This is a genomic window from Streptomyces sp. NPDC048389, from assembly GCF_040706335.1.
Classification (GTDB): Bacteria; Actinomycetota; Actinomycetes; order Streptomycetales; family Streptomycetaceae; genus Streptomyces.
Genome location: NZ_JBEZKP010000043.1, coordinates 1 through 14,824 on the forward strand (window position 1 = coordinate 1; position 14,824 = coordinate 14,824).

The 14,824-nt window shown below is 71.4% G+C and carries 17 protein-coding genes and 2 pseudogenes; 11 read left to right on the forward strand and 8 right to left on the reverse strand.

The genetic code is table 11. The features are described 5' to 3' along the window. Positions 1-84: 84 nt before the first annotated feature. Entirely contained in the window at positions 85-1,401 is a 1,317-nt protein-coding gene (gene hemL, locus AB0903_RS25005) for a glutamate-1-semialdehyde 2,1-aminomutase (protein ID WP_366706358.1), read from the reverse strand. A gap of 117 nt (positions 1,402-1,518) precedes the next feature. Between hemL and AB0903_RS25010 the strand changes: the two genes are divergently transcribed. After that, positions 1,519-2,073 (forward strand): hypothetical protein, encoded by a 555-nt coding sequence (locus AB0903_RS25010; protein WP_182327717.1) that lies wholly within the window; start codon positions 1,519-1,521, stop codon positions 2,071-2,073. 281 nt (positions 2,074-2,354) lie between these two features. Here the strand turns inward: AB0903_RS25010 and AB0903_RS25015 are convergent, their stop codons facing one another. The 3 genes from AB0903_RS25015 to AB0903_RS25025 all read right to left on the reverse strand — a co-directional run bounded on the left by AB0903_RS25015 (position 2,355) and on the right by AB0903_RS25025 (position 4,643). Further along, positions 2,355-2,951 carry a DM13 domain-containing protein gene (locus AB0903_RS25015; RefSeq protein ID WP_366706360.1) on the reverse strand — a complete coding sequence of 199 codons (597 nt, stop codon included), beginning with the start codon at positions 2,949-2,951 and terminating at the stop codon, positions 2,355-2,357. Positions 2,952-3,304: 353 nt separating this feature from the next. Continuing rightward, the gene (locus AB0903_RS25020; protein ID WP_366706362.1) at positions 3,305-4,180 is read right to left on the reverse strand and encodes a glycosyltransferase family 2 protein; all 876 of its coding nucleotides are present in this window, start codon (positions 4,178-4,180) and stop codon (positions 3,305-3,307) included. Positions 4,181-4,478: 298 nt separating this feature from the next. Next, the gene (locus tag AB0903_RS25025; RefSeq protein WP_366706364.1) at positions 4,479-4,643 is read right to left on the reverse strand and encodes a hypothetical protein; all 165 of its coding nucleotides are present in this window, start codon (positions 4,641-4,643) and stop codon (positions 4,479-4,481) included. A 262-nt stretch (positions 4,644-4,905) separates the two neighbouring features. On the opposite strand from AB0903_RS25025, the pseudogene AB0903_RS25030 reads away from it, so the two are divergent. The 4 genes and pseudogenes from AB0903_RS25030 to AB0903_RS25045 all read left to right on the forward strand — a co-directional run. Beyond that, positions 4,906-5,286: pseudogene (locus AB0903_RS25030) on the forward strand (transposase); the annotation flags it as partial. 59 nt (positions 5,287-5,345) lie between these two features. After that, positions 5,346-5,633, forward strand: a pseudogene (locus AB0903_RS25035) (helix-turn-helix domain-containing protein); the annotation flags it as partial. A gap of 45 nt (positions 5,634-5,678) precedes the next feature. Next, positions 5,679-6,230, forward strand: a complete 552-nt coding sequence (locus AB0903_RS25040; RefSeq protein ID WP_366706366.1) for a GNAT family N-acetyltransferase — start codon at positions 5,679-5,681, stop codon at positions 6,228-6,230. A 605-nt stretch (positions 6,231-6,835) separates the two neighbouring features. After that, positions 6,836-7,561, forward strand: a complete 726-nt coding sequence (locus AB0903_RS25045; RefSeq protein WP_366706368.1) for a Mut7-C RNAse domain-containing protein — start codon at positions 6,836-6,838, stop codon at positions 7,559-7,561. 283 nt (positions 7,562-7,844) lie between these two features. Here AB0903_RS25045 and AB0903_RS25050 read toward each other — a convergent pair whose 3' ends face one another. After that, entirely contained in the window at positions 7,845-8,438 is a 594-nt protein-coding gene (locus tag AB0903_RS25050; RefSeq protein WP_366706370.1) for a TetR family transcriptional regulator, read from the reverse strand. Positions 8,439-8,578: 140 nt separating this feature from the next. On the opposite strand from AB0903_RS25050, the gene AB0903_RS25055 reads away from it, so the two are divergent. Then, positions 8,579-10,051 carry an FAD-dependent monooxygenase gene (locus AB0903_RS25055; RefSeq protein ID WP_366706372.1) on the forward strand — a complete coding sequence of 491 codons (1,473 nt, stop codon included), beginning with the start codon at positions 8,579-8,581 and terminating at the stop codon, positions 10,049-10,051. An 82-nt stretch (positions 10,052-10,133) separates the two neighbouring features. Here AB0903_RS25055 and AB0903_RS25060 read toward each other — a convergent pair whose 3' ends face one another. Continuing rightward, complete coding sequence (locus AB0903_RS25060; protein ID WP_366706374.1) at positions 10,134-10,616, reverse strand: hypothetical protein; 483 nt, start codon at positions 10,614-10,616, stop codon at positions 10,134-10,136. Positions 10,617-10,737: 121 nt separating this feature from the next. Here AB0903_RS25060 and AB0903_RS25065 point away from each other — a divergent pair, with 121 nt between their 5' ends. Both AB0903_RS25065 and AB0903_RS25070 read left to right on the forward strand, forming a co-directional pair. Next, positions 10,738-11,520: an SDR family NAD(P)-dependent oxidoreductase gene (locus tag AB0903_RS25065; protein ID WP_366706376.1), complete on the forward strand. Its 783-nt coding sequence runs from the start codon at positions 10,738-10,740 to the stop codon at positions 11,518-11,520. Next, the gene (locus AB0903_RS25070; protein WP_366706377.1) at positions 11,520-12,068 is read left to right on the forward strand and encodes a GNAT family N-acetyltransferase; all 549 of its coding nucleotides are present in this window, start codon (positions 11,520-11,522) and stop codon (positions 12,066-12,068) included. The genes AB0903_RS25065 and AB0903_RS25070 overlap by 1 nt, the downstream gene beginning before the upstream one ends. Positions 12,069-12,130: 62 nt before the next feature. On the opposite strand, the gene AB0903_RS25075 is transcribed toward AB0903_RS25070, so the two are convergent. Both AB0903_RS25075 and AB0903_RS25080 read right to left on the reverse strand, forming a co-directional pair. Next, positions 12,131-12,457 carry a hypothetical protein gene (locus AB0903_RS25075; protein WP_366706379.1) on the reverse strand — a complete coding sequence of 109 codons (327 nt, stop codon included), beginning with the start codon at positions 12,455-12,457 and terminating at the stop codon, positions 12,131-12,133. 106 nt (positions 12,458-12,563) lie between these two features. Beyond that, positions 12,564-12,890 carry a hypothetical protein gene (locus AB0903_RS25080; protein ID WP_366706381.1) on the reverse strand — a complete coding sequence of 109 codons (327 nt, stop codon included), beginning with the start codon at positions 12,888-12,890 and terminating at the stop codon, positions 12,564-12,566. A 219-nt stretch (positions 12,891-13,109) separates the two neighbouring features. Between AB0903_RS25080 and AB0903_RS25085 the strand changes: the two genes are divergently transcribed. The 3 genes from AB0903_RS25085 to AB0903_RS25095 all read left to right on the forward strand — a co-directional run bounded on the left by AB0903_RS25085 (position 13,110) and on the right by AB0903_RS25095 (position 14,747). Continuing rightward, the gene (locus AB0903_RS25085) at positions 13,110-13,364 is read left to right on the forward strand and encodes a helix-turn-helix domain-containing protein (protein ID WP_366706383.1); all 255 of its coding nucleotides are present in this window, start codon (positions 13,110-13,112) and stop codon (positions 13,362-13,364) included. A 388-nt stretch (positions 13,365-13,752) separates the two neighbouring features. Beyond that, positions 13,753-14,133: a hypothetical protein gene (locus AB0903_RS25090; RefSeq protein WP_366706385.1), complete on the forward strand. Its 381-nt coding sequence runs from the start codon at positions 13,753-13,755 to the stop codon at positions 14,131-14,133. Positions 14,134-14,258: 125 nt separating this feature from the next. Next, a complete protein-coding gene (locus AB0903_RS25095) occupies positions 14,259-14,747 on the forward strand; it encodes a BMP family ABC transporter substrate-binding protein (protein ID WP_366706387.1) in 489 nt (162 codons plus the stop codon). The last annotated feature ends 77 nt before the right edge of the window (positions 14,748-14,824 follow it).

Below are 14,824 nucleotides of genomic sequence, written 5' to 3' on the forward strand. Positions count from 1 at the left end.
AGTCAACGTCCTGTGGGCCCTGATCCGTGACGGACGGTGCTACGACCATGGACTCTCCGCTGCTTCTGCGAGTTGACAACGTCATTAGGAGGTGGCCTCCGCGGCGGCGCGCGCGGCCGCGGGCAGCGCGGCGGCGATCCGCTCGATCGCCCGCTCGTCGTGGGCCGTGGAGACGAACCACGACTCGAAGGCGGACGGCGGCAGGTAGACGCCCTGGGACAGCATCGAGTGGAAGAACGCGTTGAAGCGGAACGCCTCCTGCTTCTTCGCGTCCTCGTAGTCCCTGACCTCGGTCGCCGTGAAGAAGACGGAGAACATGTTGCTCGCCGTCTGGAGCCGGTGGGCGACGCCTTCCTTGGTGAGCGCGTCGGTCACCAGGGTCCGGATCTCCTGCGAGACCGCGTCCACCTTCTCGTACGCGGCGTCGTCGAGGAGCCTGAGCTGCGCGAGACCCGCGGCGGTGGCCACCGGGTTACCGGAGAGCGTGCCCGCCTGGTACACCGGGCCAGCCGGGGCGAGGTGCGCCATGACGTCCTCGCGACCGCCGAAGGCCGCGGCGGGGAAGCCGCCGCCCATGACCTTGCCGAAGGTCATCAGGTCGGGTGCGACACCGTCGACGCCGTACCAGCCGGCCTTCGAGGTGCGGAAACCGGTCATCACCTCGTCGGAGATGTACAGCGCGCCGTTCTGCGCACAGGCGGCCCTGAGGCCCTCGTTGAAGCCGGGGCGCGGCGGGACCACGCCCATGTTGCCGGGCGACGCCTCGGTGATCACACAGGCGATCTCGCCGGCGTTGGCGTGGAACGCGGCGTGCACCGCCTCGAGGTCGTTGTACGGCAGCACGATCGTGTCGCCGGCCTGCGCGCCCGTCACCCCGGGCGTGTCGGGCAGGCCGAACGTCGCCACACCGGACCCGGCCGCGGCCAGCAGGGCGTCCACGTGTCCGTGGTAGCAGCCGGCGAACTTGATGACCTTGGACCGCCCGGTGAAGCCGCGGGCCAGACGGATGGCGGACATCGTCGCTTCCGTACCGCTCGAAACCAGCCGAACCTGCTCGACCGGCGCGACACGCGCCACGATCTCCTCGGCGAGGGCGACCTCGCCCTCGCCGGGCGTACCGAACGAGGTGCCGCGCGCCACCGCGGCCTGCACCGCCTCGATGACGGCCGGATGGGAATGGCCGAGGATCATCGGTCCCCACGAGCACACGAGGTCGACGTACTCTCGCCCGTCGGCATCGGTGAGGTACGGACCGGTACCGGACACCATGAACCGGGGCGTACCGCCCACAGCACGGAAAGCACGGACAGGAGAGTTCACGCCGCCGGGCGTCACGAGGGACGCGCGGTCGAAAAGCGTCTGCGAAACTGGGGCGTCATAGGGAAAGCTCACGGAATCCATGGTCTCAGAGGCTCGGACGGATCTGGTGGACAGGTGTTTCACCGCACGTTCGTGGGGGAGGTCACTGTCACGATGATCGGGTTGCGCGGCGGGGGCTGCGAGTGGTCGGGTGGAGATATGCATCGCGGTGGCGGACTGGGCGAGGGGACCGACGACCTGGGTCCTGAGCCTGCCCGGCGCGGAAAGCACCGGCGAGGCGAAGGGGATGAGCCCGCGGGAGGCAGGAGCGGCCGAGTGGGGGTGACCTACAAGTATTTCGGCGCGCCCGACGGGGCCACTGCCGCGCGGGTGCCGATCTCGATGCGCCCCGAGGAACTCGGCGGTGACGAGCTCGGCATGGGCGGGATGTTCACCAAGATCAAGCCGGAGACCATAGCGGCAATGGTGCTGACCGGTATCCAGGGCATGCCGCTGAACAAGGTGCCCCCGCTGGAGCTGGTGGTGCTGCACCCCGACTACGCGGTGGTGAAGCTGCCGATGACCGTGGTCGACCCGCTGCGCGGCATCGGCGAGGAGTCGGTGGGCGCGGCGGCGTTCATATGGTCGACGGTCCCGGACCGCGGGGGCCCGCGGGACGCGTTCAACGTCTATCAACTGCTGCACGAATGGCAGGACTTCAGCCATCGGTTGCATGAGGCGGGGCATCAGCCGTACTGCCTGGTCTGGCCCTGAGCCCGCCGCGACTCCCACGTCCTCGGCGCTCCCAGCGCCACCGCGCCGTACGTCCCCGCCGGCGTTCGGGTATGCCACCGGCGCCGGTGGCATGCGTGGCCTGAGTGAGCTTGCCCCGGCCGCACGTTCATGTGCTCGCCCATCCCTCACTCTGCGTGTCCGCGCCGCCCGTCAGACGCTTCCAGCGGCCCGGGGGCGTCCACGCCGCGTCAGGCGCGCCTGACGCGGCGCGCCCCGCCCGGGGGCGGTTCGCGTCGCGGACCGGGGGTATACGCCGCCGCTCAGGTGCGGGTGAGTTCCGCCGCGCCGAAGGACACGTTGAACCGGTCGCACCAGATGCTGACGCTGGTGAAGTCGGCGGGGTCGACATCGGCGGGCAGGACGTAGTTCTGGTCGCCCTTGTTCCCCTTGAGCTTGCCGAGACTGACGTACGCCCCGTCGTCGAAGACGTGCCAGCCGGCCCGGCCCTCCTTGACGGGAGCGTCGGTCAACCAGACGCGCAGGTCGGGGCCGTTGCTCGTGTCCAGGTTCTCCAGCCGCAGCGTGTGCGAGCCGTCGGGCAGGCGCAGCAGCCGCACGGAACCGGTCGTCGTGTGCTCGTGACTGATCAGCTCGCCGTCCGCGAGCGTCTTTGGACCCGTCGGCGGCGCGGACGGCGCGGTGGACGGCGGCGTTGACGGCGGCGGGCTCTCGGCGGACCCGGTCGTGGGCGACGCTGCAGGAGCCTCGACGATCCCCGGCAGCGCCTCCTCCACGGTCTCGTCCTGCCAGATCTTCCACGGCTGGAACCAGTACAGCCCCGCGGCCGCCACCACAACCATCAGCACCAGCGCCACCACACCCACCGGTCTGCTCAGAGCCCTGCGTACGCGCCCCATCCCCGCCTCCTCGAACGAATCCGAAAGTATCTCTGCCGGATCTCCATTCAAGGCCCTGGCGAGCGCCCGCGGGCGCCGTAGGACATGACGGTTCCCTTACGGCGCCGCTCCCCAGCCGGTCTGGTCACCTTCGGTAGCCGGTCGGATCACTTGCGGCCGGATCATCGCCGTCCGGTTTGCCGCCGTTCGGTTTTGCCGCCGTTCGGTTTGCCGCCGTTCGGTTTGCCGCTGGCCGGTGCGCCACCGGTCAGGTCACCGCTGTTCGATGCGCCACCGGTCAGGTCACCGCCGGTCCGTACACCGCCGGCCAGGTCACCCCCCGTCGGGTTCACCACCCGTCGGTTCGCCGACGGTCAGATCACCGGAGGGCGGCCCAGCCGGGCCATCAGCCAGACCGTGCTCCAGCGCATCGGCCGACGCGCCCCGCAGGGCTTGCGAACCCCTTCCGCGAACCCCCCGAACCACGCCCGCAGCCCCGGTGCCGACCGAGTGCGGGCCAAGGTGAGGGCCGTCCAGGCGCCCAGATAGAGCGGCACCAGGACCGCCGGAAGGTTCCGCTTCGCCAGCCAGACACGATTGCGGGCGGTCATCCGGTAGTAGACGCCGTGCCGGGTGGGCGCGGTCCGGGGATGCTGGAGCACCAGCTCGGGGGCGTAGAGGATCTTCCAGCCGTCGTCGAGGGCACGCCAGGCGAGGTCGGTCTCCTCGTGGGTGAAGAAGAAGTCCTCCGGCCAGCCGCCGACCCGCTCCAGCATCCGCATCGACAGGGCATGCCCGCCGCCGAGGAAGGTGGTCACCTGCCCGCCGCGCAACGGATCGGTCCTGCCGATGCGGGGGACGTGCCGCTGCTGAGTGAACCCGGTCTCGTCGGCGATACGGAAACTGACGACGCCCAGCGCGTCGTCCGCGTCGTACATGGCCGCGATCCGGCTGAACACGTCCCGCTCGATGAGCAGTCCGTCGTCGTCCAGGTCGACGAGGACGTCGACGTCCCCGAAGTCCCGCAGCCGTTCCATGGCGACGTTGCGGCCGCCGGACACGCCCAGGTTCTCGGGAAGTTCGACACCGGTGACGCCGGACGGGAGTTCCGGCAGGGGCGCGCCGTTGGAGACGACGACCACGCGAGTCGCCGGCAGGTCCTGCGCGGCCACCGAGTCGAGCAGCGCCCGCAGTTCCGCGGGGCGCGTGCCCATGGTCAGTACGGCCACACCCACACGCGCTCGTGCCACGTCCACGTCTCCGTCCGTCGTCCGCCCACCGGTGGTGAGCCGTGAGCTCAACGGGACGCGTCGGGAGGGTGTACGGAGACGGGCTCGGGCGGCCGTGTGCGACGCCGATGCCGGTGGTCCGGCCATGGTCCGGCCGCAGTCCACGGTGAACGCGACCACCCACAGGTGGCCGTCCACGTCCCCGCGGGACCGGCCCCGGCGCGCCGCTGAGGAAGGCGGCCGTCCGGATCCCACGGACCATTCGGAGCGAACAGCGGCCGTCGACCGTGCCGTGACCGCCGCCCGGCAGCGGCATGGACTACGGCCGCCGCCATCCCGGGTCGCGGCCGGTCAGAGCCAGCAGACGATCGAACTCGGACGCCCCCGCGCCGCCGTCCGGCAGCGGGAACTCCGCACCGAAAACGCCCATCTGCCGCCCCGTGGGAGCGAGCTTCCCGAAGGCACCGAGCACGTCGCCGACCACGACCGGGTCGGGCGTGTACGACTGACAGTGAGGATGTGACGTGGTGACGTTGCTGGTGGGTCTGACCCTCCGACTGACTGACGTCTCGACTGTCCTGTTTGGGATTTGTCGGCTCGCCGGGCGTCACCACGCACGCGGCCGGACGGGCGTTTGTGACTTTATAGGAGCTTGGTCCAGAAGCCCCGTCACTGTCTTGTCCACCCGCCCGACCGGCGCGTGCCGCCCTCGGAACGGACACGCCACAAGGACGGACATGACCAGCATGACGCACGACGGCCCGCAGATCACCGGCGGAGTCGACACCCACGGCCTGACCCACCACGCGGCCGTGATCGATCAGATCAGCCGGCACCTGGCCGACCGGGAGTTCCCCGCCACCATCCGCGGCTATCGGGACCTGCTGGACTGGATGCGCACGCACGGCACGCCGGTCGCGGTCGGGGTGGAGGGCACCGGCGCCTACGGCGCCGAACTCGCGCGGGTGCTGACCGCCGCCGGGGTCACGGTTATCGACGTCGACCGGCCGGACCGCAAGACACGGCGGATGAAGGGCAAGTCCGACCCGATCGATGCCTACGCTGCCGCGACGGCCGTGCTGTCCGGTCGGGCCACCGGGATCCCCAAGAGCCGGGACGGCGTCGTCGAGGCGGTCCGCGTCCTAAGGGTCGCGCGCCGCAGCGCGGTCAAGGCCCGCACCCAGGCCGCTCCGTGCGGCGCGTCACCGAACTCGCCGCCGCGGAGGGCCTGTCGGTCCGCTCCCTGCAACGCCTGTTCGCGTCGTACGTCGGCGTGGGACCCAAGTGGGTCGTCCTGCGCTACCGCATCCATGAGGCGCTGGAGCGCGCGGAGAAGTCCGGTGGACCGGCCGGCGGCCCCGACTGGGCAGCGCTCGCCGACGAGCTGGGCTACAGCGACCAGGCGCATCTCGTAAGGGACTTCACCGCCATGGTGGGAGTCCCCCCGTCGGCGTACACCAGGGCCGAACGGTAGGCGGCGGCCGGGCCCGCTGTCGGACCCTCGCCCTACAGTGCGGACATGGACGGCAAGACGACACCGGTACGGATCGTGCCCTGGTCGGAGGAGGACCTGGGACTGCTCCGCGCGGCGAACGCGCCGGCGCTGATGAACCACCTCGGCGGCCCGGAGACGGAGGATCAGCTCTTCACCCGCCATCGCCGGTACGTCGAGATGAGCGCCGACCGCACAGGACGCGGCCGGATGTTCCGCATCGTCGTGGACACCGGGGACGGGGAGGGCGGCGAGCCCGCCGGGACCGTCGGCTTCTGGGAGCAGACCTGGGAGGACGAGCAGGTCTACGAGACGGGCTGGAGCGTTCTGCCGGGCTTCCAGGGCCGGGGGATCGCGACAGCCGGGACGCGGGCGGTGGTCGAGGCGGCAAAGGCCGAGCGCAAGCACCGCTTTCTGCACGCCTTCCCCTCCGTGGCCAACGGGCCCTCGAACGCGGTGTGCAGGAAGGTGGGGTTCGTCCTCGTCGGCGAATGCGACTTCGAGTACCCGCCGGGCAACCTCCTGCGCTCCAACGACTGGTGCCTCGACCTGGTACCCCTGGGGCCGGCGCCGGCCTGAACGCAGCCCGCGCAACGGGGCGGCGGGGCGGCGCAGACGTTCCCGGCGGTGCCGGACTGCGGGTGCGGACGGGCGCTGCGATGGCTGCGGCACAGGACGGCGGGGCGGCGGAGACCTCCCCGACGGCGCCGGGCGGCGGGGCGGCGCAGACCTCCCCGACGGCGCCGGACTGCGGGTGCGGACGGGCGCTGCGATGGCTGCGGCACGGGACGAGCGGGAGCCGCTGCGGTTGCAGCGGCACGGGACGAGCGGCCGCTGGCGGGGCCGTTCCGACCCCGCCCCCTTCCCGTTGTACCGATGTGCGGCTCCGCCGCGTGGCGGGCGGCGCCAGGTGCCGGCACCCGGTCCTCTGAAGCCTCGTCGGCGTTTGAGGCGCGGGGGGTCCGGGGCGGAGGCCCGGTTCCGGGAAGGGGCGAGTGGGGCGAGTGGGGCGGGGTGGGGGAAGCCCGCGCAGGCGTCGGCCGGGGAACGGCGGCAAGGAGGGGCGGGCGGGGCGTGCACGCCGTGGCCGACAGGATCACACCGTGCCGACGGCGCCAACGGGCCCAGACCACAGCGCCGAAAGCGTTGGCCGGTCCCGCACGCCCGATGACATGCTGGGCGATGTGAACAGACCGGAGATCACCATTGAGGTCGCCCCCGAGCTGCGGCTTTTCATCCCGTCGGACTACCGCCCGGGGCCCCGGGCCCTGGCCACCGACGGCTCCTCGACCCTCGGCCACGTCGTGGAATCGCTGGGCGTGCCGCTGACCGAGGCGGGCCGGCTGCTGGTCGACGGCCGCCAGGTCCCGGTCTCGCACATTCCGGCCCACGGGGAGCATGTCGAGGTCTGCGGCGTGGACCGCCCTCAGCAGGTCCCCGGCGCTCCGCTCCGCTTCCTCCTCGACGTCCACCTCGGCACGCTCGCCCGGCGGCTCCGCCTGCTCGGCGTCGACGCGGCGTACGAGAACGAGGACATCGGTGATCCCGCGCTCGCCACGCTCTCCGCGAAGGAGCGTCGGGTGCTGCTGTCCCGTGACCGCGGGCTGCTGCGGCGCCGTGAGATCTGGGCGGGCGCGTACGTCTACAGCGACCGGCCGGACGACCAACTGCAGGACGTGCTCGAGCGGTTCGCACCGGCGCTCGCCCCGTGGACCCGCTGCACCGCCTGCAACGGGCCACTGAAGGACGCGGACAAGGACACCGTCCAGGAGCAGCTGCACCAGGGCACGCAGCGGACCTATGACGTCTTCGCGCAGTGCACGGCGTGCGGCCGCGTCTACTGGCGCGGTGCGCACCACTCCCGTCTGGAGGCCATCGTCGCCGACGCCCTCCGCACCGGCGGAGCGTGACGCCGCGGCGCGGCCGGCGACACCGCGTCAGCACCGCTCCCCGGCCGGTTCCGCGACCCGCCCCCGACAACCTGAGCCTCGCGACAGGCGACAGCAGCGCCTCGCCCACCGCGGCGATACGACCGCGGGGACGGGCACAGGCGCCCGCCTCCCGCCGCCCGCCTACACCATCGGCCGCCGCAGGAGCGCGATCCGTAGACCGCCGGACATGAGACCGCCCGACATGGCTGAGCCGTGCCTCGGACATATCTGACGGCAGAGCCGGCTCGGACTTGCCCGAGGGCTACTCCCCCACCGGGCTTCTGGGCGATTCCTCCGTCAGATAGCGCTGCACCGTCGGAGCGAGCCAGCCGACGACCTCCTCACGGGTCATCTCGACGGCCGGCGGAAGGCGCAGCACATATCGCGCCAGCGCCATGCCGAGTATCTGTGAGGCGATGAGCGCGGCCCGCCGCGGTGCCTCCGCCGGATCGGGGCACAGGGCCATGGCTATGGGCCCCAGCTGGTCGCGGAAGATCGTGCGAGCGCGCTCCGCGGCCGCGTTGTGGGTGACGGCCGCGCGCAGCAGCGCCATCAGCACATCGTCCTGCTCCCAGCGGTCGAGGAAATGGGAGACGAGGACGGCACCGGCGTGCCGGGCGGGGAGGGCGCCGAACTCCGGAAGCCTCAGGTCGAACTCGGAAGCGGCGGCGAAGAGACCCTCCTTGTTCCCGTAGTAGCGCATGACCATCGAGGGATCGATCCCCGCGTCCCGCGCGATGGCGCGGATCGTGGCGCGCTCGTACCCGTCGGCCGCGAAGCGCTCGCGGGCGGCTTCGAGGATCGCGGCCCGCGTGGCATCGGAGCGACGTGGTCCCATCGGTGCTTCCGTCGTCATGCCAACAACTGTATGCCAACAACCGTTGACACGCCAGAGTCACCGGGTCTACATTTGCCAACAAGCGTTGACCAACAAGCGTTGACCAAAGCCATCGACCAGCGGCGTGGCTTTCGAGCGCCCGGATCAAGGAGGCAGTCATGATCGGCACGCCCCGCACCGGAAGCACGGCCCCCGGCCTCCCCCGCCCGGCGCCGGAACCGGCCTTCGACACCGACGTGATCGTCGTCGGCGCGGGCCCCACCGGCATGCTGCTCGCGGGCGATCTCGCTTCCGCGGGCATCGCCGTCACGGTCCTGGAGCGCCGACCGCACGAGACGAGCAACATCACCCGCGCCTTCGGCGTGCACGCCCGCACCCTGGAGCTCCTGGACGCCCGCGATCTGGCCGACGAACTGGTGGCGACCGGTACCGCGATCACCGGCCTGAGACTGTTCCGGCGCCTGTCCCTCGACCTGTCGAGGCTGCCCTCCCGCTTCCCGTTCCTTCTCATCACCCCTCAGTACGAGGTGGAGAAGCTTCTGGAGCGCCGCGCCCTGGCCGCCGGCGTCACCTTTCGCTACGGGACGGAGCTCACGGGCCTGGACCAGTCGGGCGCCTCCGTCACCGCCCGGGTCCAGGACGCGACCGGCGCGCACACCACCCTCCGCGCGCGATACGCGGTCGGCACCGACGGCGTACACAGCACCGTGCGCAAGGCGATCGGACTGCCCTTCCCCGGCGTGTCCGTGATCAAGTCCATCGTGCTCGCGGATGTGAAGCTCGCCGAAGAGCCCGCAGACCTCCTCACGGTCAACGGCGCGGGTGACACCTTCGCCTTCATCGCCCCCTTCGGCGACGGCTGGTACCGGGTCATGGGCTGGAACCGCCGCCGCCAGGCGTCCGACAGCGAGCCCGTCGACCTCGACGAAGTACGCGAGATCGCCCGCCGCGCCCTCGGCACCGACTTCGGCATGCACGACGCCCGCTGGATCTCCCGCTTCCACAGCGATGAGCGCCAGGCTCCCGCCTACCGCAAGGGCCGCGTCTTCCTCGCCGGTGACGCCGCGCATGCGCACTCACCCGCGGGCGGCCAGGGCATGAACACCGGCCTGCAGGACGCGGCGAACCTCTCCTGGAAGCTCGCCTCCGTGATCCGTGGCCACACACCTGACCCCGAAACCCTGCTCGACACCTACGAGTCGGAGCGCCATCCGGTCGGCGCGGCGGTCCTGCGCAGCAGCGGCGCCCTGGTGCGCCTGGCCATGGCACACAATCCGCTCCAGCGCGCGGTCCGCTCACTCGCCGCCCTCTTCCTGAACTCGGTCCGGCCCGCCGCCACCAAGGCGATGGGCATGATCTCGGGTATCGGCATCTCGTACGGCGGGCCGCGCGGCTCCCACCGCCTCACCGGCCGGCGCGCTCCCGACCTGCGACTCGCGGAGGGTCGGCTCTACGAACTCCTCCGCGAGGGCACCTTCGTGCTCGTGGGCCCCTCCGGTCCGGCGCCCGACACCCCGGCCGCCCCCGGGCCCGTCGTCCGGGCCCACTGGACGACGGACCGGCGCACCGCACTCCTCGTCCGCCCCGACGGCTACATCGCCTGGGCCGCCGGCCACCGGACGGCGTGGTGACCGGCACAGCCCGCAGCGAGGCGGGGCCGGGCGACACGGGGCAGGGCCGGGGCGAGACGAGACGAGACAGGGCGAACGGGCGTCAGAACACGTACTGGTCGCCGGTGGCCGGCGCCAGGACCCGGTGCTCGTTGTTCTCAGAGTTCCGGTCGCTCGCACCGCCGTTCCACACCGTGCCGACCCGTACGACGACTTCGTGCGGAAGACCGGCCACCCGCAGGTCCAGGCGGACTCTGCTGCCGAGGCCGTCCGCCCGCAGCGGCCCCATGGCACAGAGCACGTCCCGCTCGCCGACGCGCAGACATTCGCGCGGCAGTCGGGGAGCACCGGCCGGGTTCGCCGACAGCGAGAGCCGTACGGTCACGTCCTGGAGGTCGTCCGGCCCGTGGTTCCGGGTGGTCAGCGAGATCCTGAGCCGCCCGTCGCTCAGCGTGACATGGCCGTGGTGCGCCACGTCCGACTCCGGCGGGACAGCCCCGCCACCACCAGCGCTCGCGGCGCCCGATCCGGTCAACAACAACACCGCTGCGGCTCCGGCCGACAACGCCCTACGCATCACAGACATAGGCAGAAGATATCCATACGCCCGGAATTAAGTGCGATTGTCGGCCAGTTCCGGCGCGTCCCCTCGATCTATTCTGGCGTCACGTCGATCACCATCGATCACACGTGCAAGGAGCTGAGGCATGAGCACCGCTGGGCCCCCCGCCACCCCCGTCACCCCCGTCGCCGTCGTCACCGGAGCAAGCAGCGGCATCGGCGCGGCCACCGGGCGTCAGCTGGCCGCCGCCGGTCATCACGTCGTCCTCACCGCCCGCCGCAAGGACCGCATCGAAGCCCTGGCCGCGGAACTCACCGCCGCCGGCCACCGGGCCACGGCGTACGCGCTCGACGTGACCGACCGCCCGGCCGTCGACTCCTTCGCCGCATCCCTCGACCGCTGCGACGTCCTCGTGAACAACGCGGGCGGCGCCCTCGGCGCCGATCCGGTCGCCAGCGGCGACCCCGCCGACTGGCGCCGCATGTACGAGGTCAACGTCATCGGCACGCTCAACATCACCCAGGCGCTGCTCCCCGCCCTCACCGCGAGCGGGGACGGCACCGTCGTGATTCTCTCCTCCACCGCCGGTCTCAGCACCTACGAAGGCGGCGGCGGTTACGTCGCCGCCAAGCACGGCGAGCACGTCCTCGCGGAGACCCTTCGCCTGGAGATCGTGGGCACTCCGGTCCGCGTGATCGAGGTCGCCCCCGGCATGGTCAAGACGGACGAATTCGCCACCACCCGCTTCCGGGGCGACACCGACAAGGCCACCAAGGTCTACGCCGGCGTGACCGATCCCCTCACCGCCGACGACGTGGCCGACACCATCACCTGGGCCGTCACCCGCCCGCCCCACGTCAACATCGACCTCCTCGTCGTCCGCCCCCGGGCTCAGGCGTCCAACTCGAAGGTGCACAGGGAGCTGTGATGACCGACGACCTCACCGTCACCCGCCTCACGCCCGAAGACCTGCCCGCCGCGGCCCCCGGCCTCGCCGCGCTCCTCCTCGACGCCGTGGACGACGGGGCGTCCGTGGGCTTCACCGCGTCCCTCACCTCCGCGCAGGCCGCCGCCTGGTGGACGTCCCTGGCGCCCCACCTCGCCGACGAAGGCGTGATCCTCTGGACCGCCCACGACGGCGACCACCTCATAGGCACCGTCCAGCTCAGATGCGAGACCTCGCCCAACGGCCGCCACCGCGCCGAGATCGCCAAGCTCCTGGTCCATCGCGCCGCCCGGGGCCGCGGCACCGCCCGCCGGCTCCTGACCACGGCCGAGGAGTCCGCCCGCGCCGGCGGCCGCACCCTGCTGATGCTGGACACCCAGACCGGCGGCGCCGCCGAGCACCTCTACCGCACCACGGGCTGGACCCCGCTCGGCACCGTCCCCGACTACGCCGCCGACCCCTCGGGCACCCTCCGTCCGACCACGTTCTTCCACAAGACGCTGAGCACTGCCACCCGGATGAACTGCTGAGAGGGCGGTTCGTGAGCTGTTGACCGTTTCCCGGCGAGGCTGCTGGCCGTGGTGCTGGACGGCTACTGCTTCCTGGTGAAGCTGCCAACGTCTAGCTCGGTGAGGATGCCGACTTTGCCCAGGCGTTTCAGCTTGGCGCGAGTGCTCCCGATGTTCTTCGGCAGCAGTTCGTGGTCGAGGGCTTCGCAGACGTCCCGGGCTCGTAGCGGTCCGGTCGCATCGTTGAAGACACCGAGGATGCGGGGGTAGTCCGGGTGCTCGGGCAGGTCCGGTGGGACGGCCGGGAGCCGGTCGGCGAGGGCTGTGACGGTCTTCCGCGTGATCGCGAGGTGTTCGAGGTGGGTCTCGGCCTCCCGCAGTCGGGGCGCTCGGGTACGGCGTGCGTTCACTCACCCCGTCACACCAGCAGACCATCAGCTGCGGACCGGCAGAATCCGCCCGAACCCACACCATCAGGCGACGTCAAATAGACACCAAGGGAAATGAATCACGGCCTCAGTTGGCGAACTCAGGTGCCTGATAGGGAGCCCACCAGCTCGTCAGACCCCAGATCCCCAGGGCGATCGCGGTGACCGAGACCAGGGCGGCGAGCCACGGGCGATGGAACCGGCGCAAGGCGAGCGACCAGAAGGCGAGCGCCACCAGGGCACCCCCCGCGGCGACGAGCGGCAGGTCCACGTAGAGCACGCTGAGGTCCTGGTGACGCCCGTCGAATCCGCCCTCCACATTGACCCTCGCCAGCGGTGCCCAGGCCAGCAGCGCCACTGAGGCACCCAGACCGGCGACAAGGAAACCAGCAAGACCCTTGATTTCTTCCTTCACGACAGCTCGGACGCCACAGCCCATCTCGCAGTTCCCGAGTCGGCCGACTCCACCGCGCGCAGAGAAATCGCCCGCCACCGACCCCTGATGGACTAGCCGCCAGAAACGGACGTCAACTGACGAACCGACGTCTGAGATTGGACTCGTGGTGTCGTAGGGGCTGACCGTTCGTCGCCCGTGCGGCATCACCGATGCATGCGGAATCCACAAGGGGGCGGATTGGCTGTCGAACGGCAGCAGTTCCGCGAGGAGTTGCGGCTCCAGGCTGCCGAGCGGTTCGCCCGGGGCGAGACGAGCTCGGTGACCGCCGAGGATCTGCGGGTCAGCGTCCGCCCGCTGCGGCGGTGGCGGCAGATGTGGGACGCGGGCGGTCCGCGTGCTCTGCGGTCCGGGACGGTCAAGCGATCGGCTCGCTGCCACGGGCCGGGTGGTGCCGATGCGGACCGGTTCGGCCGGCGTCACCGCGGTGGGTGACCAGCAGAGGTGGAAGGCGGCTTCGCCGGTGGTGCGGTTGCGGCGGATCAGCAGGTGGCGGTGGTCGTCGGTGCCGAGGTGGCCCCGGGCCCTGTCGTAGTGGCGCGGGCATGCGCGCTGTCGCCGGCGCTGCGCCGCTGCCAGGCCGTGGCAGACGGCCGACGACGGTGTCCGCGCGGACAAGGGTGCGGCCGCGGTCGATCAGCGAACGGGCGGAACAGGCGACGGCCGGCACATAGCCGATGCCGCGCGCCTTCAGGGCATGCCGCAGCCTGACCCGGCCTCCCTGCGCGCCGAAAGGGCCCCCGGCGACGACCGGGGGCGGGGCGGAATGTACCGTACGGCGACCCGAGCAGGTGTGCGTGTACGTCCCGAGAGGAATCAGATCGTGAAGCCAGCCGTGGCCTTGTCGGCCGGCCAAGTGGGCCCGCCGTCCAGAGCGATGGTTCCCCGCGTGCTGCTGGCCCTCGTGCCGGTCGCCACTCTCGGGCTGCTGAGCCCCGTGCCCGCCCTGGTCATCGCGGTGCGGCGGCGTACGGCGAGCGCCTGGCTGGTGTTCGCGGGGTTCACGGCCCTCGCCGCCGCCTGGTTGGTGCAGGTCGAGCGGACGCCGGACGAGACCCACGGGGTGCAGTTCGCGGCGGACCTCGTGCTGCTGCTGGCCTGCACGGTCGGTGCGGCGGTCCACTGCCTGCTCGCCCGGTCCGCCCCCGACAGGGAGCCCGGGTCGCGGCCCGTGGACCTGACGAAGGCCGGTGAGGTGACGTGAAGACCCGGCGTACCTGGCGAAAAGCCCCGAACTCCGCCAAGTCCACCGGGTCTCGGGGCCCGATCGTGGCCGGCGCGGCCCGACTGCTGACCGATGGCGGGGCGTTTCGCGGGCGGTGGGCCTGGGTGGCCGGGAGCGTCGCCGTGCTCGTGCTCGGGCTGGTCGGGGTCTGGCTGTTCGTCGGCGACCAGAAGCCGACGCCGCCGGACCCGAGGGCGCGGCAGTACAAGAACTTCAACGCCTGCCTGCTGACCGACGACAAGGGCGTCATGGCGGGCACGACCGCCGCGACCGTGTGGCAGGGCATGCAGGAGGCGTCCGGCGACACCCGGGTGCGGGTGAACTACGTGCCGGTGACGGGCGAGCAGACGGCGGCGAACGCACTGCCGTTCCTCAACAGCCTGCTCCAGCGGCAGTGCTCCGTCGTCCTGGCGGTCGGCGCGCCGCAGGTGGAGGTCGCCGAGGCGCAGGCGGCCAAGCACCAGAAGATCTCGTTCGTGGTCGTCGACGGCGCGAAGAATGCTGGGAACGTCACGCTCGCGAAGTCCGGCGACGGGCTCAAGGGCACGGTGGCCGACGCCATCCGGAACGTCGTCGAGGCGTCCGGCGTGTGACGCCGAGGTAGGTGGTTCCTCTCCACAGGTAAAGATCCGATAAAGTGATCAACCTGAAGTGGAACTGATGTGCCCTC